Source organism: Microbacterium sp. BR1, from assembly GCF_002812725.1.
GTDB lineage: Bacteria > Actinomycetota > Actinomycetes > Actinomycetales > Microbacteriaceae > Microbacterium.
Genome location: NZ_NMUN01000004.1, coordinates 1,076,891 through 1,102,817 on the forward strand (window position 1 = coordinate 1,076,891; position 25,927 = coordinate 1,102,817).

Here is a 25,927-nt window from a genome sequence, read left to right on the forward strand (position 1 = left end):
CCGTAGAGTTTCGAACATGCATTCGAACATGCGTGTCGCATCCGATGAGGATGTTGATGTTGCCGCGCGTGACCTGGCGGTGCGGTTCGCGGAGGCGTCGCGGACGGTGGCGCGGGCGCAGGCGGCGCAGGCGCGGGTGTTGGCGGATGCGGCGGGCCTCGGGATGCGCCGGGTTGCCGAGCTGGTGTCGGTCTCGTCGCGTGAGGCGGAGTTGCCGGTGCGGGCGTTGGCGGCGGAGTTGGGTGTCGCGGCGAACATGTCCGACCGGACCGTGCAGCGCCGCATGAACGACGCCGCGGTGCTGGCGGAGTCGTTCCCGGCGACGTTCGACGCATGGGATGCGGGACGCGTCGGTGCGGGGCATGTTGCGGTGATCATGGAACACGGCACACCCCTCACCAATCCGAAAGCGCGGGCGGTGTTCGAGCGCGAGGCGTTGGCTCGGGCGGAAGGAACGACACCCGGACGATTGGCATCGTCGTTGGCGCTGCTCGCGGAGTCACTGCAGCCCCGAAAGTTGACCGAGCGCCACCAAGAAGCACGAGCCACCCGCGGTGCGTGCGTGCGGGATATCGGGGATGGGATGGCTGAGTTCAGCACAATCCAACCGGCGGTGTTGGCGCACGCAATGCATGACCGGATCACGCAGCAGGCGCAGGCACTCAAGAAGGCCGACCCATTTGACACCCGTACCCTCGACCAGATCCGTGCGGACCTGGTGGCTGACATGGTGCTGACGACTTCACCCACTGTTGAGACGGGTGCGGGGATGTCGGACGGATTTGGAGGTCTGGGGGCGATCCGCGCGATCGTGAACGTCACCGTTCCCGCTCTCGCGTTGGCCGGGGTGACGGATGAGCCCGCGGAACTGGCCGGGCGGTGCCCGATCGACCCGGCGACAGCCCGCACCCTCGCCGGCCACGCCACGGGATGGGATCGGGTCCTCGCAGACCCGATCACCGGGTGCGTTCTCGCGGTCGACCGATACACACCGTCGGCGGACATGAAACGGTTCCTGCGCGCACGGGATCAGCACTGCCGGTTCCCCGGGTGCCGGCAACCCGCCCATCGGTGCGACCGCGACCACACCCTCGATTACGCCCTCGGTGGTGAGACCAGCACCTGCAACCTCGCCTGCCTCTGCAAGAGACACCACACCTTGAAAGGCGAAACAGGCTGGACCGTGAGGCAACTCGGCGGCGGAATCCTCGAATGGACCTCACCCGGCGGGCATGTCTACATCGACAAACCCCCACCCGCCGTCCACTTCACTCCGAACACCGACCCACCACCCTTCTAGGCATGGGGTCGCTGCGCCCGCCCGCCCACCCGCCCGAGTACTGCGCCTGTCGAAGCGACCCGCTGAGCTTGTCGAAGTGACGCACTGCGCGGCGCCCGACCAGCGAGCCCGAGGCATAACTCCCTACGCTCGGTCGTGCAGCGTGATCTGGTAACCGTCGGGGTCGGCGAACGTGAAGGTGCGGCCGAACGGACCGTCGATCGGCGCCGAGACGATGGTCTCCCCGTCCGCGACGAGCGCGTCGTGGATGTCTTGCACGTCCGTGGCATGGAGCCAGATCGCGGCACCGATACCGGGCTGCGGCACCGATGCGAGGTCGGTGCCGGGGATCACGTCGCGGAGCGCGAACGCGATCGGCGTGGTCTCGAACACCACGGCATGCGGCGGCCCGGCGGGCGACCGGACCAGACCGAGATAGCGCTCGTAGAACGCCCGCGAGGCAGCGAGATCGCGTACCTGGAGAGAAATGAAGTCGGGGCCGGTTGCGGGCATGATCTTGCTCCTCGTTTCGTGTCAGTTTTCTGACACAGAGCAATCTATGTCAGAATACTGACATGAGTCACGTCGGCATCGATCTGCAGACCTCGCTGGGCTACCTGCTGAAAGAGGCGTCGAGCGCGCTGCGGTCCGCCATGGAAGACGTCCTCCGGCCGCTCGGGATGAGCGTCACGCACTACTCGTGTCTGGAACTGCTGTCCCAGCGCCCGGGGCTGTCCAACTCCGAACTCGCGCGCGGCGCCTTCGTCACTCGGCAGTCCATGAACGTGCTGCTGCAGAACCTTGAGCGCGACGGCTTCGTCACTCGCCCCACCGAGGCCCCCGTCGGCAAGGTTCTTCCCACCGAGCTGACGGAGCGTGGTCGCGAAAGCCTCAAGCAGGCGACCGCCGCGGTGCGATCCGTCGAACTCAGGATGTTGTCGGGAATGACCGAAGACGAGCAGGCGGCCGCCCTGCGGATCCTGCGCAGCATGATCCGCTCACTCCGCGACGAGAACGCCTAGCACAGACAACGCCGAGCACAGACAGCGCCGAGCGCAGAAGAACGCCTACCGCAGAAGAACGCCTACCGCAGAAGATCGAGCACCCAACGCGCCCCGCGCACCGTGGCACCCAGTCGCTCAGCCCGACGCGTCAGCCCGGCATCGCTCGTGACCACGGTCAACGCGGCACCATTCGCGTCGAGGTCAGTCACGGTCGCCACGATCGCGTCGTCGCCGGATGCATCTGCCCGCACGATCTCGATCGGACCGGAACGATCGGCGACGCCGCGCGCGGCTCCCTCGAGCACGACGACGAAGCGCGGAAACCACCGGTCGACCGGCAGGGCGATCGCGGATGCCTCGAGCCCGGCGACGGCGAGTGCCTCCAGCCGATCGAGCAGACGATCCGTCGCACCCGCGCGATCCTTCCACCACCCGTCCGGCACCGAACCGACGACGTTTGCCGCGTCCACGACGACCACGGGTCGCAGGTGCAGTGTGGGCCGCAGGTGACTCCAGGCATCCTCGAAAGACGGATGCAGCGGGTGGTCCACGACGTCGTCGACGCGCACCCACTCCAGCGCGTGGCTCTCGGGGTCGCTGATGACGGGCTCGAAGGGGACGATGACGTCGCCGATCACCGTCGTGTACGACCAGATGTCGAGGTCGAGCACGCTCGTGGCGCGCGGTCTGATCGCCGACCCGGGCACACCGGCCTCTTCGAGCGCCTCGCGCAGGGCCGCGTCCATCGCCGACTCACCCTCGTGGCGTGCGCCACCCGGAAGCGCCCAGGTGCCGCCGAAGTGGCTCCACGACACGCGATGCTGCAACAGCACGCTGTTGCGCGCGGCGTCGTACGCGAGCAGGCCTGCCGCGCCGTACCGGCCCCAGTAACGTTCGCCACTCGGCGCGACAACCCACGCATCCCCCGAGTCGCGGGGCCCGAACGGCCGCCGCGGCTCACCGGGGACGGGGGGCTCGATGCTCACCACACCAGATTGTCACACCCGGGCGGGCGCAGCGCCCGACCGGCCCGGTTCAGCGCGTGCGGCGCTCGCGCACCCGCATGTTGATCTGGATCGGCGTGCCCTCGAAACCGAAGATCTCGCGCAGGCGACGGGCGATGAAGCGGCGGTAGCCGGGGTCGAGGAATCCAGTCGTGAACAGCACGAATGTCGGCGGGCGGGAGGCTGCCTGCGTGCCGAACAGAATGCGCGGCTGCTTGCCACCGCGCAAGGGGTGCGGGTGCTCGGCCACGAGTTCGGAGAGGAAGGCATTGAACTTACCGGTCGGAATCCGCTGATCCCACGACTCCAGCGACGTCTCGAGCGCCGGCACGAGCTTGTCGAGGTGACGCCCGGTCTTGGCCGAGATGTTCACGCGGGGTGCCCATGCGACGTGAGCGAGGTCCTGTTCGATCTCACGCTCGAGATAGCGTCGACGATCGTCGTCGACGAGCTTGTCGCTCGAGAGCAGGTCCCACTTGTTGAACGCGAGCACGAGCGCGCGTCCCGACTCGAGCACCATGTCGATGATGCGGACGTCCTGCTCGCTGAGCGACTCGCTCACATCCAGCACGACGACGGCGACCTCCGCCTTTTCCAGCGCCGTCGCCGTACGCAGCGATGCGTAGAAATCGGCGCCCTGCTGCAGGTGCACGCGGCGACGAATGCCGGCGGTGTCGACCAGACGCCAGAGCTTGCCGCCCAGCTCGACGATCTCGTCGACCGGGTCGCGGGTCGTGCCGGCGAGTTCGTTGACGACGACGCGCTCCTCGCCCGCCGCCTTGTTGAGCAGCGAGGACTTGCCGACGTTGGGGCGTCCGAGGATCGCAACGCGGCGCGGGCCGCCGATCTCGTGCGAGGCGACGGCCGAGACCTCGGGCAGCTTCTCCATCAACTGGTCGAGCAGGTCGGCGACGCCGCGACCGTGAATGGCCGACACGGGGTGCGGCTCGCCGAGGCCCAGGCTCCAGAGCGCGGCGGCCTCGGGCTCGTGGCGTGCGTCGTCGATCTTGTTCGCGACGAGGAAGACGGGCTTGCCGCTCTTGCGCAGCAGCTTCACGACCTGCTCGTCCGTCGCGGTGGGTCCGACCATGGCGTCCACGACGAAGAGGACGACGTCCGACAGGTCGATGGCGATCTCGGCCTGTGCGGCGACGGATGCGTCGATGCCCCGCGCATCCGGTTCCCAGCCGCCCGTGTCGACCAGCGAGAAGCGCCGGTCCATCCATTCGGCCTTGTACGTGACGCGGTCGCGCGTCACACCCGGGGTGTCTTCAACGACGGCCTCGCGACGGCCGAGGATGCGGTTGACGAGCGCGGACTTGCCGACGTTCGGGCGGCCCACGATCGCCACGACGGGCAGCGCCGGGAGGTACTCGATGCCGTCGATGCCGCGCTCGACACCCGCGAGCAGGTGCGCGTCGTCCTCGTCCAGGTCGTAGTCGGCGAGGGATGCGCGCAGCGTCGCCGCCCTCTGCTCGACGAGCTCGGGGTCGAGTTCGGCAAGCTTCTCGGCGATCTGGTCGGGGCGACCTTCGTATTCGTCGTCAGCGCTCATGGCGTCAGTCCTCGTGTTCTGCCGACGCGTGACCTCGAAACGATGTCGAGGACCGCGTCGACGGTCTGTTCGAGATCGAGGTCGGTCGAATCGACCACCTTGACCCCCGGGGCGGCGGTCAGGAAGTCGACCACCCCGCTGTCGGAGGCGTCACGGCGGTGCAGGGCGTCGGCGACGACCGCTGCTTCTACGCCGGTCAGCTCGGCGCTGCGCCGGGCGGCGCGCACCTCGGGGGCTGCTGTGAGCAGCAGCCGCACGGCCGCGTCGGGCGCGACGTTGGTCGTGATGTCCCGGCCCTCGACGACGATGCCGTCGGGGGCGTCGTGGATGATCGAGCGGAAGAGGTTCGTGACGGCCTGGCGGATGGCGGGCACCCGGGCGACGCCGCTGACGGCGTCCGAGACCCGCGGTTCGCGGATCGCACCGCTCACATCGACCGATCCGACGCGTACCCAGGGATCTTCGGGGTTGGTCGAGATGGCGAAGTCGAAATCTCCGGTCGCGTCGAGCACGGCGCTCGCATCGCTCGTGTCGGCACCGCGCTCGAGCACGTGCCAGGCGAGCGCGCGATACGCGGCGCCCGTGTCGAGGTAGCCGTAGCCGAGGCGCGAGGCCACCAGCTTCGCGACGCTCGACTTGCCGCTGCCCGCGGGACCGTCGATCGCGATCACGTTGTCGGCGGTTGCCAGCGGCATCACAGTCGTGGGTTCACTCATTGCCCGTACCCGCCATCCGCCAACCCCGCTCCACCAATCCCGCGGCCGCGTTCGCGACGGTCGCGGGTTCCACGCTGATCTCGGCGAGGCCGAAGGCGGCTCCCGGCGAGTGTTCGAGCCTCAGGTCTTCGACGTTGACGCCGAGCGCGCCGAGGTCGCTGAACAGACGAGCGAGCTGCCCCGGGGAGTCATCCACCATCACGACGAGCTGCTCGAAGCGCCGCTTCTGCCCGTGCTTGCCGGGCAGGCGCTGGACGCCCTCGTTGCCACGCTGAATCGTGTCGGCGATCGTGCGGCGAGAGCCCGCGGCATCCGGGTCGCGCAGCGCATCGGCAACGCGGCCGAGGTCGGCGGCGAGCTGGTCGAGCACCTCGACGACGGGCTCGGCGTTCGCGCCCAGGATCTGCACCCACAGTTCGGGAGCGGATGCCGCGATGCGCGTCGTGTCGCGGACGCCCTGGCCGGCGAGCCCGAGCGACTGCTCCGGCGCTTCGCGCAGCCGGGCCGCGAGCAGACTCGAGACGAGCTGCGGCACGTGCGAGACGACCGCGACCGAGCGGTCGTGCTCCTCGGGCGTCATCTCGATCGGCATCGCGCCGAGATCGAGGGCCAGCCCTTCGACGACCGCGAGGTCCGCGGTCCGGGTCTCTTCGTCGCGGCACACCACCCAGGGCCGGCCGATGAACAGGTCGGAACGGGCCGAGATCGCTCCCCCGCGTTCACGACCGGCGAGGGGGTGCGAGCCGATGTAACGGGTGAGGTCGACGCCGCGCTCGCGCAGTTCGTGCAGCGGCGCGAGCTTCACGCTTGCGACATCCGTCACGACCGCGTCGGGATAGCGCGCCAACTCGGCCGCGACGACGTCCGCGACGACGTCCGGGGGCACGGCGACGACCACGAGCCGAGGCTCGTCGTCGGGGCGGCTCAGCCGCCCGGCGCCGTAATCCACGGCCAGTCGTACCTGCGCGCGCGAGGTGTCATCGAGCGCGACATCGACCCCGAGCGCCATCAGGGCGTGCCCGACGCTCGCGCCGAGCAGCCCGGCACCGACCACGCGGACGGTGCCGCTGGTGCGCGCGGCAACGCGGGGCGTGGTCGAGTCGGTCACTGAAATCTCCTACGGTGTGTCGCCCTGCGGCTCGTCGTCGCTCGAAAGGGCGGCATCGCGGCGCGCAAGGGTGAGCAGCGCGCCGCGTTCCACCTTAGTCAACTCCCGCGCCTGCCCCGCCGGGAGAGTTCCCAGGTGGAGCGGGCCGAACTGCCTGCGGACGAGCTCGCGGACCGGATGCCCCACCTCTGCCATCATGCGCCGCACGATGCGGTTGCGACCCGAGTGCAGGGTCAGCTCCACCAGGCTCGTGCCGCCCGAGGCATCCAAGAGCCGCGCCTTGTCGGCCGCGATCGGTCCGTCCTCGAGCTCGATGCCGCGCGTCAGCTGCGCGATCGTCTGGGCGCTGACCCGGCCCGATACCTTCGCGATGTAGACCTTCGTCACGCCGTACGAGGGATGCGCGAGCACATGGGCGAGCTGACCGTCGTTGGTGAGGATGAGCAGGCCGCTCGTCTCGGCGTCGAGGCGACCGACGTTGTAGAGGCGCTCCGGCCACTCGGCCGTGTACCGGGTCAGGTCGGGGCGGCCGCGCTCGTCGCGCATCGTGCTGACGACGCCCGTCGGCTTGTTGAGCATGACGTAGCGCATGCCCGACTCGACCTGCACGGCGACACCGTCGACGTCGACCAGGTCGGACTCCGGATGAATCCGCGCACCCATCTCCGTGACCACGACACCGTTCACCCGAACGCGCCCGTCGGCGATCAGCTCTTCGCTGACGCGCCGCGAGGCGACGCCGGCCTGGGCGAGCACCTTCTGCAGCCGCACACCGTCCGCCGAGGCATCCGTCGTCCCGGTCTCTCCACCACTCATCGCCGCATCCCCTGCTCCATGTCCCACTTTTCCCGCTCGATGTCCCAGTTTCGCCCGCAATGTGCCGTCCATACCGAGCCGAAGCGGGACATGCTTGGACAGGATGGCTCGCTTCGGCCGGGAACCTGAACCACGCTCACCGGCCGAGAGCTTCGTCGAGGCTGTCGTCGTCCGAGACGTCGGGCAACAGGGGCGAGATCGGCGGCAGCTCGTCGAGCGAGTTGATGCCGAGGTTCACCAGCAGCGCATCGGTCGTGCCGTAGTGGATCGCCCCGGTCTCGGGATCCGCGTACTCCTCGGTGATCAAACCCCGGCCGAGCAGCGTCCGCACGACCGAGTCGACGTTGACGGCGCGGATCGCGGCGACCTGGCCGCGCGTGACCGGCTGCTTGTAGGCGATCACGGCGAGCGTCTCGAGCGCCGCCTGCGACAGCCGCGACGGCGCCTGCGTGTTCACGAACTCGCTCACCAGGTCGTCGTGCTCGGCGCGGACGTACAGCCGCCATCCCCCGCCGACCTCGCGCAGTTCGAACCCGCGCCGCGGCCCGCCGGCCACGCCGTCGTAGTCCTCGACCAGCGACTCGATCGCCTGCCGCACCGCGGCGACGGGTGCCGCCACGGCGGTCGCCAGGGCGACGAGGCTCTGCGGCTCTTCGATCACGAGCAGGATCGCCTCGAGACGACGGGCGACGTCTTGATGTTCAGCGGTCATAGTCGGCCCCCAGGGTCGCAAGTTGTTCGTCGGACCAGTTCTCGGCCGACCATCGCAGGGTGAGTTCGCCGAGCGGCTCGACCTGTTCGAACGACAGCGCCGCGTGACGGTAGAGCTCGAGGATCGACAGGAAGCGCGCCACGACGATGCCGGGCTGCGTGACACCCGCGACGAGCTCGCGGAAGCTCACCGATTCGGCCCGCCGCAGCAACGACACCACCACGGCCGCCTGCTCGCGGATGCTGACCAGCGGCGCGTGCAGGTGCTCGAGCCCGACGTGCGGGATCTCGCGCGGGCTCAGCGCCAGCAGGGCGATCGCGGCGAAGTCCTCGACCGACAGCGTCCAGACCAGTTCGGGAACGGCCGCGCGATGCTTCTCGTCCAGCCGAACGGCGCGGGCGTGCCGCGTGTCCTCACTCTGCAGCCGGGTGCCGAACCAACCCGAAACCTCTTTGAACGCGCGGTACTGCAACAGGCGCGCGAACAGCAGGTCCCGCGCCTCGAGCAGCGCGACGGACTCGGAATCGACGAGCTCGCCCTGCGGCAGCAACCCCGCGACCTTCATATCGAGCAGCGTCGCCGCCACGACGAGGAACTCGCTCGCGCGCTCCAGCTCTTCGTCCGGATCGAGCGCCCGCAGATACGAGATGAACTCATCCGTGACCTTGCTGAGCGCGATCTCGGTGATGTCGAGCTCGTGCTTCGAAATCAGCGAGAGCAGCAGGTCGAACGGGCCGTCGAAGCCCGTGACCGAAACCCGGAATCGGCCGTCGCCGTCCCCGTCATCAGCCGCCGACGCGGTCTCAGGCGACGTCGCCACGGGCGACCAGTTCCCGCGCCAGGCGCAGGTAGGCCTGGGCGGCGGCGTGCTCGGGGGCGAATTCGATGATCGGCAGACCCGAGACGGATGCATCCGGGAACTTCACGGTGCGACCGATGACCGTCTCGAGCACGTCGTCACCGAAAGCCTCGACGACGCGTTCGAGGACCTCACGGGCGTGGAGGGTGCGTGCGTCGTACATCGTCGCGAGGACCCCGTCGAGCTCGATCGCGGGGTTGAGGCGATCGCGCACCTTCTCGATCGTCTCGATCAGCAGGGCGACGCCGCGCATCGCGAAGAACTCGCACTCCATCGGGATGAGCACGCCGTGGCTGGCCGTGAGGGCATTGACCGTGAGCAGTCCCAGCGAGGGCTGGCAGTCGATCAGGATGACGTCGTACTCACGCGAGACGTGCCGCAGCACGCGCGCCAGGATCGTCTCGCGGGCGACCTCGTTGACCAGGTGCACCTCGGCGGCCGACAGGTCGATGTTGGCCGGCAGCACGTCCAGACCCTCGGTGCGCGAGGGAACGATCACCTCGTGCGGGTCGCGTTTGGTGTCGAGCAGCAGGTCGTAGACGGTCGGCACGTCGTGCGTCTGGATTCCGAGGCCGGCCGACAGCGCGCCCTGCGGGTCGAAGTCGACGACCAGGACGCGACGCCCATAGTGCGCGAGAGATGCGGCCAGGTTGATGGTCGTGGTCGTCTTGCCGACCCCGCCCTTTTGGTTGCAGAGCGAGATGATGCGGGCCGGGCCGTGCGAGGCGAGCTTCGGAGGCGTGGGAAAGCCGTGGTACGGACGACCGGTCGGGCCGAGGGGTGCCTCATCCGTCGAGGAGGCCTTCTTCGTGCCCCGCGCGCTGCCCGCCACCGATACTCCCTGCTTCACCATCTGAACCCCATGTTGTGGACCGATTCTAGTCACCCGTGCCCCCTCGACCCTGGCGGCGCGCGCGAGGGCCGGTGCTGTCCGACGCGTTACCGTGCGCGCGGATGGGATGTCGCGTACACGTCGCGCAGGGCGTCGACCGTGACGTGCGTGTAGATCTGCGTCGTCGCGACCGAGGCGTGCCCGAGCAGTTCCTGCACGACACGCACGTCGGCGCCGCCCTGCAACAGGTGTGTCGCGAACGAGTGCCGCAGGGTGTGCGGTGAGACGTGGGCCGAGATCCCCGCCTTCTCGGCGGCGGCACGGATGACGAGCCAGGCGCTCTGCCGCGACAGCGGCGCCCCGCGTGCCCCGAGAAACAGCCGCGGCGTGGCGCGACCACGCAGCGACAGCTCGGGACGCACACGGGTGAGGTAGGCATCCACCGCCGCGCGGGCGAACGATCCCACGGGCACGATCCGTTCCTTGTCGCCCTTGCCGCGCAGGCGGACGATGTCGCCGGTCGAGCCGTTGCCGGTCGCGCCGCCGCCGCCCATGAGATCGTCGACGTCGAGGGTGACGACCTCCGACACCCGAGCTCCCGTCGCGTACATCAGCTCGAGCAGCGCCCGATCCCGCAATCCGATGGGGTCCTCACCCGACGGCGCCGCGAGCAGCCGCTCGACCTGCTCGATCGTCAGCGCCTGGGGCAGACGCCGGGCGGCCTTCGGCGGGCGCAGCCGAGTCGAGACATCCTCGTCCTCGATTCCTTCGCGGGCGAGGTAACGGTGCAGGCCCCGCACCGAAGACTGCAGGCGCGCGAGGCTCGAAGCGGCGGGGGGCGGGGATGCGGCGGCCCGGTCTGCGACGTAACGCGCGACGACGTCCGGTGTGACATCCGTCGTGTCGCGAACGCCCTGCTCGGTCAGCCATCCGACGTAGTCGCCGAGGTCACGGCGATAGGCCGCAACCGTGTGCTCGGACAGCCCGCGCTCGATCGAGACGTGGCGTAGATACGCCGTCACGGCTCGATCGATCCGCACCGAGGTTCGCCTCCGTCCCGTTCGCTCAGTCCCGTTCGCTCAGTCCCGTTTGCTCAGTCCCGCTCGCTCAGTCCCGGATTCGGCTCAGCCCGCCGCGCGCCGGCGACGTTCGGATGCCGCAAGCACGGCGACGATCAGGATCGCGTTCTGCATCCGCCCCTCGAGCACGGCCGTGACGGCGTCTTCGAGCGGAACCCACTCCAAGCGGATGTCGGCCTCTTCGGCCTCGCGCGCGTACGTCTCGGGCGCGGGTGAGATGCCCTCCGCGAGGAAGATGTGCACGACCTCGTCGCTGCCGCCCGGTGAGGTCTTCATGCTGACGAGCTCGCTCCAGCGGCTCGCCGTCAGATCGGCCTCTTCGGCCAGCTCACGGCGGGCGGTGTCGGCGGGCGGCTCCCCGTCGATGTCGAGCAGGCCCGCCGGGATCTCCCAGTCGCGCGAACGGATCGGATGACGATACTGCTGCAGCAGCAGGATCCGTCCGTCGTCATCGATCGCCGCGATGGCGACGGCACCGGTGTGATCGACGTAGTCGCGTGACGTCGACTCGCCGTTGTAGTCGAAGGTGTCGCTGCGCACATCCCAGACACGGCCGGGATAGACGACCTCGCTGCGGCTGATCTCGAGTTCGACCGGCTCATCGCGCAGTGCTGAGAAATCAGTCATTCTCCACCGGATCCACGTCGAAGAGCTCGCTCGCGCGGTGACGTTCGAGCGCCGCACCGACGAGCCCGCGGAAGAGCGGGTGCGGCGCGGTCGGGCGCGAACGCAGCTCGGGGTGCGCCTGCGTGGCGATGTAGTACGGGTGCACGTCGCGCGGCAGCTCGACGTACTCGACCAATGCCCGGTCGGGCGAGAGGCCTGAGAACACCAGGCCGGCCTCGGTGAGGCGGTCGCGGTACGCGTTGTTGACCTCGTAGCGGTGCCGGTGGCGCTCCGAGACCTGCGTCGCGCCGTACAGGTCGGCGGCGAGCGACCCCTCGCGAAGGTCCGCCGCGTACAGGCCGAGGCGCATCGTGCCGCCCAGATCGCCGCCCGCGATGATGTCCACCTGCTCGGCCATGGTCGCGATGACCGGGAACTCGGTGTCGGGGTCGAACTCGCTCGATGACGCACCCTCGAGCCCGGCGAGGTTGCGCGCGTACTCGATCACCATGCACTGCAGCCCCAGGCACAGTCCGAGCGTCGGAATGCCCTGCTCGCGCGCGAATTTCAGCGCACCGAGCTTGCCCTCGATGCCGCGGATGCCGAAGCCACCGGGCACGCAGATGCCATCGACGTCCGCCAGGGCGCGGGCCGCGCCATCCGGCGTCTCGCACAGATCGGACGGGATCCAGCGGATGTTGACGTGCGTCTCTTGCGCGAAGCCACCCGCCTTGAGCGCCTCGGTGACCGACAGGTAGGCGTCCGGCAGATCGATGTACTTGCCGACCAGGCCGATCGTGACCTCGTGCTTGGGGTTGTGCACGGCGCCCAGCACCCGTTCCCAGCGCGACCAGTCGACATCGTTCGCCTCGTCGAGGCCGAGCGCGTTGACGATGTAGGCGTCGAGACCCTGATCGTGCAGCATCGTCGGGATGTCGTAGATGCTCGGCACGTCGACCGCGTTGACGACGGCGTCTTCGTCGACGTCGCACATCAGCGCGATCTTGCGCTTGTTCGACTCGGTGACGGGCCGGTCGCTACGCAGCACGAGAGCGTCGGGCTGGATACCGATCGAGCGGAGCGCGGCGACCGAGTGCTGCGTCGGCTTGGTCTTCTGCTCGCCGGATGCGCCCATGAACGGCACGAGCGAGACGTGCACGAAGAAGACGTTCCGGCGGCCGAGTTCGTGGCGGATCTGGCGCGCCGACTCGATGAAGGGCTGCGACTCGATGTCGCCGACCGTGCCGCCGACCTCGGTGATGATGACGTCGGGCTGGGGATCCTGCGTAGCCTGCAGACGCATCCGTCGTTTGATCTCGTCCGTGATGTGCGGGATGACCTGCACGGTGTCGCCGAGGTACTCGCCGCGACGTTCGCGGGCGATCACCTGCGAGTAGATCTGACCCGTCGTGACGTTGGCCGCCTGACTCAACTCGACGTCCAGGAAGCGCTCGTAGTGCCCGATGTCGAGGTCGGTCTCGGCGCCATCGTCGGTGACGAAGACCTCACCGTGCTGGAACGGGTTCATCGTGCCCGGATCGACGTTCAGATACGGATCGAGCTTCTGCATCACCACCCGCAGACCCCGCGCCGTCAGCAGATTGCCGAGGCTCGCGGCGGTCAGGCCCTTACCCAATGAAGAAACGACACCACCGGTCACGAAGATGTGCCTCGTGATGTGCTTGGTGATGTCGTTCGATGTTCCCGATGCAGTTTCCGCCACGGGCTTTAATCCTATCAGTCGCGTGAGCCCGCGAGCCCGAGCAGCTCGCGCGCGTGCTCGAGAGCCGCGGCCGAGTCGGGAAGTCCCGACAGCAGCCGCGCCATCTCAGCAGCGCGCTCGGGCCCTTCGAGCCTGCGGACGCTCGAGGCGGTCACCGACCCGTCGTTCTCTTTCACGACGGTCAGGTGGTTGGTGGCGAACGCGGCCACCTGCGCGAGGTGCGTGACGACGATGACCTGGGATGCCTCGGCGAGGCGCGCGAGACGACGCCCGACCTCGATCGCGGCGGCCCCGCCGATGCCCGCGTCGATCTCGTCGAAAACGAAGGTCGGCACGGGGTCGGTTCCGGCGATGACGACCTCGATCGCGAGCATGACGCGGCTCAGCTCGCCGCCCGACGCGCCCTTAGACACCGGACGGAGCTCGGCGCCGGGGTGCGGGGCCAGCAGCAGCGCGACATCGTCGCGGCCATCGGACGATGCGGCGCCGGGCGACACCGTCACCTGCAGGCGCGCGTCCGGCATCGCGAGGGCGCTGAGTTCGGCGCTCACGGCGTCGCCCAGGGCCACCGCGGCGACCGTCCGGCGCTCCGTGAGCAATGCGGCGGCGTCGTCGAGGGCTCGGGCGGCGGTCTGGAGTTCGTCGGCCAGCTCATCGATGCGGGCGTCGTCGCCCTCGAGTTCGGCCAGTCGGGCGGCGCCGGTCTCGGCGAGCGCCAGGACCTCGTCCAGAGACGTTCCGTGGTGCCGGATCAGAGCGCCGATCGCCGCGCGCCGCGTTTCGACGGCGTCGAGTTCGAGGGGTCCCGATTCGTCCAGGTCGGCGAGATAGCCCGACAGGTCGGTCGCGATCTCGGCGGCACGAAACCCGAGTTCGGCCACCTGCTGCGAGAACGTCTCGAGCGCGGGATCCTGCGCACTCGCGCGCTCCAGCAGGCGCCGCGCCTCGCCCATCAGGATGGAGACGTCCACGGCATCCGCCTCGGCGGACAGCGCCTCGCGCGCCCCCGCGGCAGCCGCCCGCAGCTCTTCCACGTTCGCGAGGCGCTCGGCGCGCTGGGCGAGCTCGACATCCTCGCCCGGTTGCGGTGCGACGTCCTCGATCTCGGCGAGCGCGGCACGCAGCGTCTCGGCCTCGGCCGTGCGCACATCGCGCTGGGTCGTCAGGGTCGTGTGCTCGGCGTCGAGAGCACGCCAGCGCGCCCACGCGTCCCGGTAGGCGACGAGCGCGGCGCGCACCCCCGCTCCCCCGAATCGGTCGAGCGCGTCGCGCTGGGCCGTTGCCGACCGCAGGCGCAACTGGTCGGACTGGCCGTGAACGACCACCAGATCGTCAGCCAGGTCCGCGAGCACACCGGCCGGCGCCGCGCGCCCGCCGACGCTCGCGCGACTACGACCCTCGGCCGTCACCGTGCGACTCACGTACAGCTCGGCCCGGTCGGTGCCCAGGGGTTCGAGGTCTCCCCCGGCTTCGCGGACGCGATCGGCGACGGATCCCTCGGCCGGAACGTTCCAGATGCCCGCGACCTCGGCCTGACCGCCCGCACGCACCACGCCCGAGTCGGCACGCTGGCCGAGCAACAGACCGAGGCCCGTCACGACCATGGTCTTGCCCGCGCCGGTCTCACCCGTGATGGCGGTGAAGCCCGGGCCGAGCGGCAGCGTCGCCTCGGCGATCACCCCGAGCCCCGCGAGTCGTACTTCCTCGATCACGCGCCCGCCCCGCGGTGGGTGTCGGGGTCGAGATCGAATTCCGCTTCGGTGGGTTCGTGCGTCGCCCAGGTCTCGGGGTCGGCGGCGATGGGCCCGCGCCATCCGTCGACCGGCAACCGGAACTTGCGCACGAGGCGGTCGGTGAACGCGGCGGGATGCAGACGCGCGAGACGGACGGGCTCGGGCGAGCGATGCACCATCACGCGGGCGCCGGGCGGCAGGTCGTGCGAGCGGCGGCCGTCGCACCAGAGGATGCCCGTGCCGTTCGTCCTCTCGAGCACCTCGATCGCGATCGTGGCCTCGGGGCCCACCACGAGGGGCTTGGCGAAGAGGGCGTGCGCGGACAGCGGCACGACCGCTATCGCCTCCACGGTCGGCCAGATCACGGGTCCGCCTGCCGAGAAGTTGTAGGCGGTCGAACCCGTGGGGGTCGAGACGACCATGCCGTCGCACCCGAAACTCGACAGGGGGCGGCCATCCACCTCGAGGACGACCTCGAGCATCCGTTCGCGGCTGGCCTTCTCGACCGTCGCCTCGTTCAGCGCCCACGTCTCGTAGATGAGCGAGTCGTCGGACGCCTGCACGCGCACGGCGAGGGCCAGGCGCTCCTCGACCCGGTAGTCGCCGAGGATGGCGCGATGCACCGCTTCGTCCAGTTCATCCCGCTCGATCTCGGCGAGGAATCCGACATGCCCCATGTTGATGCCGAGCACCGGGGCCGTGCCACCGCGCACCAGCTCCGCCGCGCGCAGGATCGTGCCGTCGCCGCCGAGCACGATGGCCAGCTCGATCTCGTCGACGGGAACGTCGATGCCGAGCGTTCCCGTGTTGTCGAAGTCCCTGATCGCTTTGCCCAGCTGGGTGCGATCGTCGGCCGAGAATACGGCCCGGGCACCCGCGGCGTGCAGTGCCGCCGTCACGCGGCGCGCGGCGGCGACCGTGTCGTCGCGCAGCGCATGCGCGACGACCAGGATGTTGCGCGTGCTCGTCATGCCGCTCCCGCCGATTGGTTCGCCCCACCCATTCTGTCGGATGCCTCCCGTTCGCCGGGCCGCCCGCGCGCTGTGGAGGACATCTGTGGCCTTACGTCACCGGATGCTCCGGTACGGCACCGACGCCGGTTCAGCGCTGCGTGAGCTCGTTCACCATGGCGAGCCAGGCGCTCGGGTTCGACGCATCCGCGTCCGTTCCGCCATCCTCCGCGTCACGCTCCCGGAGCCAGGCCACGAACTCGTGGTTGCCGTGCGTGCCGGGCAGCGGCGAGGCGACCACGCCGTGCGTTCCGAGGCCCGCGTCCCACGCCGCCCAGAGCACACCCGCAACGGCATCCGCGCGCGATGCCGGATCGGTCACCAGCCCGCCCCGAACGGATGTGCGGCCCACCTCGAACTGCGGCTTGATCAGCAGTACGGCGTCACCGCCCGGCGCCATCGTCGCCCGCACGGCCGGCAGCACCAACGCCAGCGAGATGAAAGAAAGATCGCCCGTGACGACCGAGGGTGCGCTGGTCACACCGCTGACCGCGGCGAGCGACTCCGGCGTCATGTCACGGACGTTGTAGCCCTCGACGGACACGACACCCGCGTCATCCCGAATCCTCTCCGACAGCTGGCCATGGCCGACGTCGACCGCGATCACCGGGTCGGCGCCGCGCTCGCGCAGCACCTGCGTGAACCCGCCCGTCGACGCACCCATATCGAGCGCCACGCGGCCGGCAACCTCGATGGGGAACGCGTCGAGAGCCGCGATGAGCTTGTGGGCGGCGCGACTGACGTAGTGGTCGAATGCGGCGACCTCGATCAGCGACGACTCCTCGACCCGGGCCGACGCCTTCACGACGGGGCGACCGTCCACCGTCACGAGCCCGTCGGAGATCAGCCCCGCGGCGTGCGTGCGGGAACGCGCGAGACCGCGCGCCGCCAACGCGGCATCCAGCCGCTCACTCATCGGTCGCCGGACGCCGAAGCGCGCGGATCGGCGAGGCCGCCCACACCTTCGAGCTCACGCGAAAGTTCGTCGTACATCGCGTCGAACGCTGCGGCGCGGGTCGCGAGCGGCTGTTCCTCGACCACCCGCAGGCGCGACACCAGGCTGTCGTCGAAGGCTCCCTCGGGCGTGTTGCTCATCGCCCCAGGATACGACGAAGGACGACGGATGCCTCGGTGCCCCGCGTCAGCGACGGTCGCCGATCAGCGGGCAGCGCGGAAAGGGTCGTCGTAGAGGCGCTCGGGCACCCGCAGCCCGTAGATCGCGCGCCCGGAATCCCAGATCGCTCGGGCCGCGGCGCGCAACAGGTTGATCTGCGCCGAACCTTCGGCGACGATCTCGACGTCGTTTCCGGACACCCGGACGGTGGCGTCGCCGACCGTGACCGCGCCATCCTTCCCGCGCGTCTTCACGATCGGATACGGCTGCGACAGCTCGCGCAGGTCACCGAGGATGAAGTCCGGACGTGACCCCGCCGGCGCGGCGAGGACGTGCTTCGGCCGGTCGATGCCCGTCAACACGAGAGCCGAGGCGATCCCGGCGCGCTGCGCACCCAGAATGTCGGTGTCGAGGCGGTCGCCGATGAACAGCGGATGCTTCGATCCGAACCGCGCGATCGCCTCGACGAAGATCGGCGTCTCGGGCTTGCCCGCGACGGTCGCGAGCCGCCCGATGGCGGTGTGCACGGCCGACACGAGCGTGCCGTTGCCCGGCGCGATGCCACGCGCCTGCGGGATCGTCCAGTCCGTGTTCGTGGCAATCCACGGGATGCCGCCCTCGTCCTCGGGCACGGCGAGGGCGTACGCGGCCTCGGCCAGATCGCGCCAGGCGACATCCGGCGAGAAGCCCTGCACCACGGCGGCGGGAGCATCCTCGGCGCTGCGCGTGACGATGAAGCCGGCCTTCTCGACCTCGACGGTCAGGCCCTCTCCCCCGACGACCAGCACACGCGACCCCTCGGGGAGCATGTCCCGCAGCAGTCGCATGGCGGCCTGCGGGCTCGTGATGACGTCTTCGGGCTGCACGGCGAGCCCGAGTTCACGCAGCTGCCCGGCAACGGTCGCGTCCGTCCGAGAGGCATTGTTGGTGATGTAGCCGAGCCGCCGCGTCCGACCCGCGGCGTTCAACGCCTCCACGGCGTGCGGAATCGCCTGATGTCCGGCATAGACGACCCCGTCGAGATCGGCCAGCACCGCGTCGACCCCCTCGAGCGGCGACGGGGTCACCCTCCCGAGCAGCGCCATCAGTCGGATGCCTCGGTCTTGTCGGTCTCCTCGCCCTCAAGGGGTTCGGCGGTGTCTTCGGAGTCCGGGCCAGCCGTGGGAACCGCATCTGCGTCGTCGAGGTCATCAGAGCCCTCGACGAGCTCATCGGCGTCGTCGAGGTCATCGGCGTCCTCGACGACCTCAGCGGCGTCGACGTGGTCATCAGCACCGTCGAGGACCTCATCGGCATCGTCGAGGTCATCAACGTCGTCGAGGTCGATCTCGACTTCTTCGATCTCGTCGATCTCGAGCACGTCGTCCGAGCCATCGCCGTCGAGGGCCGCCTCGGCCACTTCGGCCAGTCGGGTCCACCGCGCGGCCTCGTCCAGACGCCCGAGCTCTTCGAGCACCGTTGCGCGCGCGGCGAAGAGACCGGGGCTCCACGGGAATGCGGTATCGGGATCCAGCTCGGGGATGTCCAACTCGCGCAGGGCGCGCTCGGGATCACCCAGATCGAGTCGAGCACCGGACATGGCAACGGCCAGTTCGACGCGGGTCTCGATCGGCAGCGAATCACGATCGACAGCGCGACCGACCTCGAGCGCACGATCGGGACGCCCCACCCCACGCTCGCTGTCGACCATCATCGCGATCTGGTCGTCGCTGCCCGAGATACGCCGGTACGTGCGCAACTCCCGCAGTGCGAGGGCGAAATCGCCGACGGCGTAGGCCGTGATCGCGAGCGACTCGCGAACGACAGCCACGCGACCCGCCTTGCGCGACGCGGCCAGGGCGTGCTCGTGGGCGAGTGCGGGATCCTCGTCGATCAGCCGGACGGCCATCGCGAGGTGGCGACCGACGGTATCGGCGTTCTCTTTGCTGAGCGTGCGCAGCTCGTTGCGCGCGCTCGGGTGAAGATCACGCGCGGTGACGTCGTCGGGCAGGAACGGATCGGGAATGCGCGGCTCGAAGTCGCGATCGCGCGGCGGAGCATCGCTGCGGTTGTACGCGGGCCGACCTGCGTTACCGTTACGGCGCTCGTACGGAGGACGCGAGCCACCGCTGTCACGGTTCTCGTACGGACGACGCGGAGCGTCCCCGTCACGCTTCGTATAGGGCGGGCGCGACGAATTGCTGTCGCGCTTCTCGTACGGCTTCCGAGAGGCGTCACCATCACGCTTCGCATAGGGCGGACGCGAGCCACCGCCGTCGCGGTTCTCGTAGGGACGACGCGCGGTGTCACCCTCACGTTGGGTATGGGGCGGACGTGCGGAGTTACCGTCACGCTTGGCATAAGGGGGGCGCGAAGAATTCCCGTCGCGCTTCTCATACGGCTTGCGCGACGCATCCCCATCACGCTTTACATAAGGCGAGCGGGACGAATTGCCGTCGCGCTTCTCATACGGCTTGCGCGGAGCGTCACCATCCCGCTTCGCATAGGGCGGGCGAGACGAGTTGCCGTCACGCTTCTCATACGGCTTGCGCGGAGCGTCACCATCACGCTTCGCATAGGGCGGGCGAGACGAGTTCCCGTCACGCTTCTCATACGGCTTGCGCGGAGCGTCACCATCCCGCTTTACATAAGGCAGGCGGGAAGAGTTGCCGTCGCGCTTCTCATACGGCTTGCGTGAGGCGTCACCATCACGCTTCGCATAGGGCGGGCGGGACGAATTCCCGTCACGCTTCTCATACGGCTTCCGCGCACCATCGCCTCCACGTGGAGACGACGGGCGCCGATCTGCGCCGCCACCGGTGCGGGGCGCACCCGAAGAAGGTCCGCGCCCCCGATCGGGTCCACCGCGACGCTCATCGTCCTTGCGGTCGTCGTCTGCCATGTTTCCGATCCTTTCGCGACCCGCCCGTCGGCGAAATCGCACTGTTGTAAAACAGCGTTGTTAACGAAGAAAGGGCCACCCAGCATTGGGTGGCCCTTTCTTGAAAGAAGTCCGGCGGTGTCCTACTCTCCCACAGGGTCTCCCCTGCAGTACCATCGGCGCTGAGAGGCTTAGCTTCCGGGTTCGGAATGTAACCGGGCGTTTCCCTCTCGCTATGGCCGCCGAAACACTATTGATGTTTCAATCGTTCAAGCATGAGTTTGGTGACGTAAGTCACCTCATGCGGTTCTCGACCGTACATCGAGAACCACTCAGTGGACGCAAGCACCTAGCAAAAATAGGTGATTATCAAATCATCGGCTTATTAGTACCGGTCAGCTACACGTGTTGCCACGCTTACACACCCGGCCTATCAACCCAGTAGTCTGGCTGGGAGCCTCTCGCCCGAAGGCATGGAAATCTCATCTTGAGGCCGGCTTCCCGCTTAGATGCTTTCAGCGGTTATCCATCCCGAACGTAGCTAATCAGCGGTGCCCTTGGCAGGACAACTGACACACCAGAGGTTCGTCCAACCCGGTCCTCTCGTACTAGGGTCAGATCCTCTCAAATTTCCTACGCGCGCAGCGGATAGGGACCGAACTGTCTCACGACGTTCTAAACCCAGCTCGCGTACCGCTTTAATGGGCGAACAGCCCAACCCTTGGGACCTACTCCAGCCCCAGGATGCGACGAGCCGACATCGAGGTGCCAAACCATGCCGTCGATATGGACTCTTGGGCAAGATCAGCCTGTTATCCCCGAGGTACCTTTTATCCGTTGAGCGACAGCGCTTCCACAAGCCACTGCCGGATCACTAGTCCCGACTTTCGTCCCTGCTCGACTTGTCAGTCTCACAGTCAAGCTCCCTTGTGCACTTACACTCGACACCTGATTGCCAACCAGGTTGAGGGAACCTTTGGGCGCCTCCGTTACTTTTTGGGAGGCAACCGCCCCAGTTAAACTACCCATCAGGCACTGTCCCTGAACCGGATTACGGTTCTAAGTTAGATATCCAGAGTGACCAGAGTGGTATTTCAACAATGACTCCACCTGAACTAGCGTCCAAGCTTCACAGTCTCCCACCTATCCTACACAAGCCACACCGAACACCAATACCAAACTATAGTAAAGGTCACGGGGTCTTTCCGTCCTGCTGCGCGTAACGAGCATCTTTACTCGTAATGCAATTTCGCCGAGTTCGCGGTTGAGACAGTTGGGAAGTCGTTACGCCATTCGTGCAGGTCGGAACTTACCCGACAAGGAATTTCGCTACCTTAGGATGGTTATAGTTACCACCGCCGTTTACTGGGGCTTAAATTCTCAGCTTCGCCTTGCGGCTAACCGGTCCTCTTAACCTTCCAGCACCGGGCAGGCGTCAGTCCGTATACATCGTCTTGCGACTTGGCACGGACCTGTGTTTTTAATAAACAGTCGCTACCCACTAGTCTCTGCGGCCTCCAAACGCTTTCGGAGCAAGTCCTTATACGTCGAAGGCCCCCCTTCTCCCGAAGTTACGGGGGCATTTTGCCGAGCCGAGTTCCTTAACCACGATTCTCTCGATCTCCTTGGTATTCTCTACCTGACCACCTGAGTCGGTTTGGGGTACGGGCCACTAGAACCTCGCGTCGATGCTTTTCTTGGCAGCATAGGATCACCGGATCTTGCCCTTGCGGGCTCCCCTTTGTGTCTCAGCCTTAGTGAGAGACGGATTTGCCTATCTCTCGGCCTACGCACTTGGCCTCGGACTACCATCGCCGAGGACCGGCTACCTTCCTGCGTCACACCTGTTAATACGCTAACCGCACCAGCATGGGGTCGTGCGCTAGGCCCAACGCTTCACCCCGAAGGGATCCGTCAGTGGGATTCAGACACTTAGCACTACTGGGTTAGTTTGGGCGGTTCTTCGCGGGTACGGGAATATCAACCCGTTGTCCATCGACTACGCCTGTCGGCCTCGCCTTAGGTCCCGACTTACCCAGGGAAGATTAGCTTGACCCTGGAACCCTTGGTCTTTCGGAGGACATGTTTCTCACATGTCTTTCGCTACTCATGCCTGCATTCTCACTCGTGTAGCCTCCACGGCTGGTTCACACCGCCGCTTCGCTGGCCACACGACGCTCTCCTACCCATCAACACGGCTGGACCACGAAGGCCTACCAATAATGTCAATGCCACAACTTCGGTGGCGTGCTTGAGCCCCGTTACATTGTCGGCGCGGAATCACTTGACCAGTGAGCTATTACGCACTCTTTCAAGGGTGGCTGCTTCTAAGCCAACCTCCTGGTTGTCAAGGCAACTCCACATCCTTTCCCACTTAGCACGCGCTTTGGGACCTTAGTTGGTGGTCTGGGTTGTTTCCCTCTCGACTATGAAGCTTATCCCCCACAGTCTCACTGCTGCGCTCTCACTTACCGGCATTCGGAGTTTGGCTGACGTCAGTAAGCTTTTGGGCCCCATCGGCCATCCAGTAGCTCTACCTCCGGCAAGAAACACGCAACGCTGCACCTAAATGCATTTCGGAGAGAACCAGCTATCACGAAGTTTGATTGGCCTTTCACCCCTATCCACAGCTCATCCCCTCAGTTTTCAACCTAAGTGGGTTCGGCCCTCCACGAAGTCTTACCTTCGCTTCAGCCTGGCCATGGATAGATCACTTCGCTTCGGGTCTAGGACATGCGACTGAATCGCCCTATTCAGACTCGCTTTCGCTACGGCTACCCCACTCGGGTTAACCTCGCCACATATCGCTAACTCGCAGGCTCATTCTTCAAAAGGCACGCTGTCACCCCTACTAAGGAGGCTCCAACGGTTTGTAAGCAAACGGTTTCAGGTACTATTTCACTCCCCTCCCGGGGTACTTTTCACCTTTCCCTCACGGTACTTGTCCGCTATCGGTCATCTGGGAGTATTTAGGCTTACCAGGTGGTCCTGGCGGATTCACACGGGATTTCTCGGGCCCCGTGCTACTTGGGATACTTCTCGCGCTGAGGGCGACATTTCGACTACGGGGTTGGCACCCTCTATGACTGGTCTTTCAATACCATTCGTCTATATCGTCTCATCACGCTTGCTGCTCGGCAGAGCAACATGAAAAGTCCCACTACCCCGAATATGCAACTCCTGCCGGATATCACACATACTCGGTTTAGCCTCTTCCGGTTTCGCTCGCCACTACTAACGGAATCGCGGTTGCTTTCTCTTCCTGTGGGTACTGAGATGTTTCACTTCCCCACGTTCCCTCTACCCGCCCTATATATTCAGGCGGGAGTCACTGGGTCAGCACGCTGCCCAGCGGGGTTTCCCCATTCGGAAATCCTCGGATCAAGGTGTGCTTATCCACTCCCCGAGGCTTATCGCAGATTGCTACGTCCTTCTTCGGCTCCAGATGCCAAGGCATTCACCGTTTGCTCTTAAAGATTTGAAATCACATGAGTTTGAATCAGAATCGGTTTGAGCAGATGCTCAACTCGAAATTGACTAATGATCTTTAAGATCATCTTTGTGAGTCGATCGTTGATCGACTCAAAGATGCTCGCGTCCACTGTGTAGTTCTCAAAGTACGGGCGGTACCTTCCCGCGATGCCATCCTGTGGCAACGAAGAAAGGTCCTGAGGTTCGTCTGCTCCGACCCGTGGGCCGAGCGCATCCGGTCCCTCAGGACCCAACAGCGTGCATGTGCCGAGAGAACGACCAGAACCTTTCCAGCTGCAAGCAGCGTACTGAGTTCGGGACTTTCCGATACGGCACCTTGTCTAATGTTCCACCCATGAGCTACCAGTCGAGAACGTGTGTCTCGAATCTGGCTCTGGAAGGCCCTGAGGCCTCCAAGTGCTCCTTAGAAAGGAGGTGATCCAGCCGCACCTTCCGGTACGGCTACCTTGTTACGACTTAGTCCTAATTACCGATCCCACCTTCGACGGCTCCCTCCACAAGGGTTGGGCCACCGGCTTCAGGTGTTACCGACTTTCATGACTTGACGGGCGGTGTGTACAAGACCCGGGAACGTATTCACCGCAGCGTTGCTGATCTGCGATTACTAGCGACTCCGACTTCATGAGGTCGAGTTGCAGACCTCAATCCGAACTGGGACCGGCTTTTTGGGATTCGCTCCACCTTGCGGTATTGCAGCCCTTTGTACCGGCCATTGTAGCATGCGTGAAGCCCAAGACATAAGGGGCATGATGATTTGACGTCATCCCCACCTTCCTCCGAGTTGACCCCGGCAGTATCCCATGAGTTCCCACCATTACGTGCTGGCAACATAGAACGAGGGTTGCGCTCGTTGCGGGACTTAACCCAACATCTCACGACACGAGCTGACGACAACCATGCACCACCTGTTTACGAGTGTCCAAAGAGTTGACCATTTCTGGCCCGTTCTCGTATATGTCAAGCCTTGGTAAGGTTCTTCGCGTTGCATCGAATTAATCCGCATGCTCCGCCGCTTGTGCGGGTCCCCGTCAATTCCTTTGAGTTTTAGCCTTGCGGCCGTACTCCCCAGGCGGGGAACTTAATGCGTTAGCTGCGTCACGGAATCCGTGGAATGGACCCCACAACTAGTTCCCAACGTTTACGGGGTGGACTACCAGGGTATCTAAGCCTGTTTGCTCCCCACCCTTTCGCTCCTCAGCGTCAGTTACGGCCCAGAGATCTGCCTTCGCCATCGGTGTTCCTCCTGATATCTGCGCATTCCACCGCTACACCAGGAATTCCGATCTCCCCTACCGCACTCTAGTCTGCCCGTACCCACTGCAGGCTGGAGGTTGAGCCTCCAGTTTTCACAGCAGACGCGACAAACCGCCTACGAGCTCTTTACGCCCAATAATTCCGGATAACGCTTGCGCCCTACGTATTACCGCGGCTGCTGGCACGTAGTTAGCCGGCGCTTTTTCTGCAGGTACCGTCACTTTCGCTTCTTCCCTGCTAAAAGAGGTTTACAACCCGAAGGCCGTCGTCCCTCACGCGGCGTTGCTGCATCAGGCTTGCGCCCATTGTGCAATATTCCCCACTGCTGCCTCCCGTAGGAGTCTGGGCCGTGTCTCAGTCCCAGTGTGGCCGGTCACCCTCTCAGGCCGGCTACCCGTCGACGCCTTGGTGAGCCATTACCTCACCAACTAGCTGATAGGCCGCGAGCTCATCCCTGACCGAAGTTCTTTCCAGCTTCTGAAGATGCCTTCGAAGCTCGTATCCGGTATTAGCAGCTGTTTCCAACTGTTATCCCAGAGTCAGGGGCAGATTGCTCACGTGTTACTCACCCGTTCGCCACTGATCCAGAGAGCAAGCTCTCTTTCACCGTTCGACTTGCATGTGTTAAGCACGCCGCCAGCGTTCATCCTGAGCCAGGATCAAACTCTCCGTGAAAGAATTTTGCTGCGACAAGACCGGAATGGGTCGAGCCGAGCGAGTTTGATCTGACGATCGGATGTCATTACTGACATATCCGTTTAATCTCAAAAGAATCTCATCGGTCAGACAAGCTGACCGCGAGGTTTTTTGGCATTTGACAAGTGCACGCTGTTGAGTTCTCAAGGATCGGATGCTCCTGCGCCGTGTCTCTCGACCGTCCCGCAGGGCAACTTCTCTATCTTACATCCTCTGTCCGAGATGTCAAATCGACATTCTCAGTTCTTCGTGACCCGGACTTCATGTCCGTAGGCACTCCAATCAGAGGAGTTTCCCATCGTAAACCCGAAGGTTGCAGCACTCAAGAGAGCTGATTTTGATGGGATGTTCTTCGCTTGAGGAGGGGAAGCTTTCGGGGCCTCACCGCGCTCCTTTGGGGCGAACAGGTATTACTTTACGTGCGGTTTCGCCGGACGGGCAAATTGCGGTGCGTCCCGGGCGTGTCGCGCATGTT

20 protein-coding genes and 3 rRNA genes are annotated in these 25,927 nt (G+C 66.0%); 2 read left to right on the forward strand and 21 right to left on the reverse strand.

All coding sequences use genetic code 11. The features are described from left to right. Positions 1-16 precede the first annotated feature (16 nt). A complete protein-coding gene (locus CGU35_RS09290; RefSeq protein WP_157813928.1) occupies positions 17-1,300 on the forward strand; it encodes an HNH endonuclease signature motif containing protein in 1,284 nt (427 codons plus the stop codon). Between the two features lie 123 nt (positions 1,301-1,423). Here the strand turns inward: CGU35_RS09290 and CGU35_RS09295 are convergent, their stop codons facing one another. Beyond that, a complete protein-coding gene (locus CGU35_RS09295; RefSeq protein ID WP_100811197.1) occupies positions 1,424-1,792 on the reverse strand; it encodes a VOC family protein in 369 nt (122 codons plus the stop codon). 62 nt (positions 1,793-1,854) lie between these two features. Here CGU35_RS09295 and CGU35_RS09300 point away from each other — a divergent pair, with 62 nt between their 5' ends. Beyond that, positions 1,855-2,301 (forward strand): MarR family winged helix-turn-helix transcriptional regulator, encoded by a 447-nt coding sequence (locus tag CGU35_RS09300; RefSeq protein WP_100811198.1) that lies wholly within the window; start codon positions 1,855-1,857, stop codon positions 2,299-2,301. Between the two features lie 62 nt (positions 2,302-2,363). Here the strand turns inward: CGU35_RS09300 and CGU35_RS09305 are convergent, their stop codons facing one another. The 20 genes from CGU35_RS09305 to CGU35_RS09405 form a co-directional block, all read right to left on the reverse strand. After that, positions 2,364-3,269, reverse strand: coding sequence for an NUDIX hydrolase (locus CGU35_RS09305; protein ID WP_100811392.1), 906 nt, complete (start codon positions 3,267-3,269; stop codon positions 2,364-2,366). A 49-nt stretch (positions 3,270-3,318) separates the two neighbouring features. Beyond that, complete coding sequence (der, locus tag CGU35_RS09310; RefSeq protein ID WP_100811199.1) at positions 3,319-4,842, reverse strand: ribosome biogenesis GTPase Der; 1,524 nt, start codon at positions 4,840-4,842, stop codon at positions 3,319-3,321. Continuing rightward, positions 4,839-5,558: a (d)CMP kinase gene (cmk, locus tag CGU35_RS09315; protein WP_100811200.1), complete on the reverse strand. Its 720-nt coding sequence runs from the start codon at positions 5,556-5,558 to the stop codon at positions 4,839-4,841. Before cmk ends, der begins: the two co-directional genes overlap by 4 nt. Continuing rightward, complete coding sequence (locus tag CGU35_RS09320; protein WP_100811201.1) at positions 5,551-6,666, reverse strand: prephenate dehydrogenase; 1,116 nt, start codon at positions 6,664-6,666, stop codon at positions 5,551-5,553. Before CGU35_RS09320 ends, cmk begins: the two co-directional genes overlap by 8 nt. Before the next feature lie 9 nt (positions 6,667-6,675). Beyond that, positions 6,676-7,482 (reverse strand): pseudouridine synthase, encoded by an 807-nt coding sequence (locus CGU35_RS09325; RefSeq protein ID WP_100811202.1) that lies wholly within the window; start codon positions 7,480-7,482, stop codon positions 6,676-6,678. Positions 7,483-7,618: 136 nt separating this feature from the next. Next, entirely contained in the window at positions 7,619-8,194 is a 576-nt protein-coding gene (gene scpB / locus CGU35_RS09330; RefSeq protein ID WP_100811203.1) for an SMC-Scp complex subunit ScpB, read from the reverse strand. After that, positions 8,184-9,014 carry a segregation and condensation protein A gene (locus CGU35_RS09335; protein ID WP_232711208.1) on the reverse strand — a complete coding sequence of 277 codons (831 nt, stop codon included), beginning with the start codon at positions 9,012-9,014 and terminating at the stop codon, positions 8,184-8,186. Before CGU35_RS09335 ends, scpB begins: the two co-directional genes overlap by 11 nt. Beyond that, positions 8,998-9,906: a ParA family protein gene (locus tag CGU35_RS09340; RefSeq protein ID WP_100811205.1), complete on the reverse strand. Its 909-nt coding sequence runs from the start codon at positions 9,904-9,906 to the stop codon at positions 8,998-9,000. The genes CGU35_RS09335 and CGU35_RS09340 overlap by 17 nt, the downstream gene beginning before the upstream one ends. 86 nt (positions 9,907-9,992) lie before the next feature. Further along, positions 9,993-10,925 (reverse strand): site-specific tyrosine recombinase XerD, encoded by a 933-nt coding sequence (xerD, locus tag CGU35_RS09345; RefSeq protein WP_100811206.1) that lies wholly within the window; start codon positions 10,923-10,925, stop codon positions 9,993-9,995. 84 nt (positions 10,926-11,009) lie between these two features. After that, entirely contained in the window at positions 11,010-11,591 is a 582-nt protein-coding gene (locus CGU35_RS09350) for an NUDIX domain-containing protein (RefSeq protein WP_100811207.1), read from the reverse strand. Then, the gene (locus CGU35_RS09355) at positions 11,584-13,293 is read right to left on the reverse strand and encodes a CTP synthase (RefSeq protein WP_100811208.1); all 1,710 of its coding nucleotides are present in this window, start codon (positions 13,291-13,293) and stop codon (positions 11,584-11,586) included. The genes CGU35_RS09350 and CGU35_RS09355 overlap by 8 nt, the downstream gene beginning before the upstream one ends. A 14-nt stretch (positions 13,294-13,307) precedes the next feature. Further along, positions 13,308-15,005 carry a DNA repair protein RecN gene (recN, locus tag CGU35_RS09360; RefSeq protein ID WP_100811209.1) on the reverse strand — a complete coding sequence of 566 codons (1,698 nt, stop codon included), beginning with the start codon at positions 15,003-15,005 and terminating at the stop codon, positions 13,308-13,310. Continuing rightward, on the reverse strand, positions 15,002-15,997 hold the full coding sequence (locus CGU35_RS09365; protein ID WP_100811210.1) for an NAD kinase: 996 nt from the start codon (positions 15,995-15,997) through the stop codon (positions 15,002-15,004). Before CGU35_RS09365 ends, recN begins: the two co-directional genes overlap by 4 nt. Positions 15,998-16,127: 130 nt before the next feature. Then, positions 16,128-16,952, reverse strand: a complete 825-nt coding sequence (locus tag CGU35_RS09370) for a TlyA family RNA methyltransferase (protein ID WP_100811211.1) — start codon at positions 16,950-16,952, stop codon at positions 16,128-16,130. Next, entirely contained in the window at positions 16,949-17,131 is a 183-nt protein-coding gene (locus tag CGU35_RS09375; RefSeq protein WP_100811212.1) for a hypothetical protein, read from the reverse strand. Before CGU35_RS09375 ends, CGU35_RS09370 begins: the two co-directional genes overlap by 4 nt. Before the next feature lie 63 nt (positions 17,132-17,194). Beyond that, on the reverse strand, positions 17,195-18,235 hold the full coding sequence (locus CGU35_RS09380) for an HAD-IIA family hydrolase (RefSeq protein WP_100811213.1): 1,041 nt from the start codon (positions 18,233-18,235) through the stop codon (positions 17,195-17,197). Next, the gene (locus CGU35_RS09385) at positions 18,235-20,031 is read right to left on the reverse strand and encodes a tetratricopeptide repeat protein (protein WP_100811214.1); all 1,797 of its coding nucleotides are present in this window, start codon (positions 20,029-20,031) and stop codon (positions 18,235-18,237) included. The genes CGU35_RS09380 and CGU35_RS09385 overlap by 1 nt, the downstream gene beginning before the upstream one ends. 109 nt (positions 20,032-20,140) lie before the next feature. Beyond that, positions 20,141-20,257: ribosomal RNA gene (gene rrf, locus CGU35_RS09390) — 5S ribosomal RNA — on the reverse strand. A 118-nt stretch (positions 20,258-20,375) separates the two neighbouring features. Beyond that, positions 20,376-23,494: ribosomal RNA gene (locus tag CGU35_RS09395) — 23S ribosomal RNA — on the reverse strand. A 415-nt stretch (positions 23,495-23,909) separates the two neighbouring features. After that, positions 23,910-25,431, reverse strand: a 16S ribosomal RNA gene (locus CGU35_RS09405). Together the 16S, 23S and 5S rRNA genes form the textbook arrangement of a ribosomal RNA operon. Between the last annotated feature and the right edge of the window lie 496 nt (positions 25,432-25,927).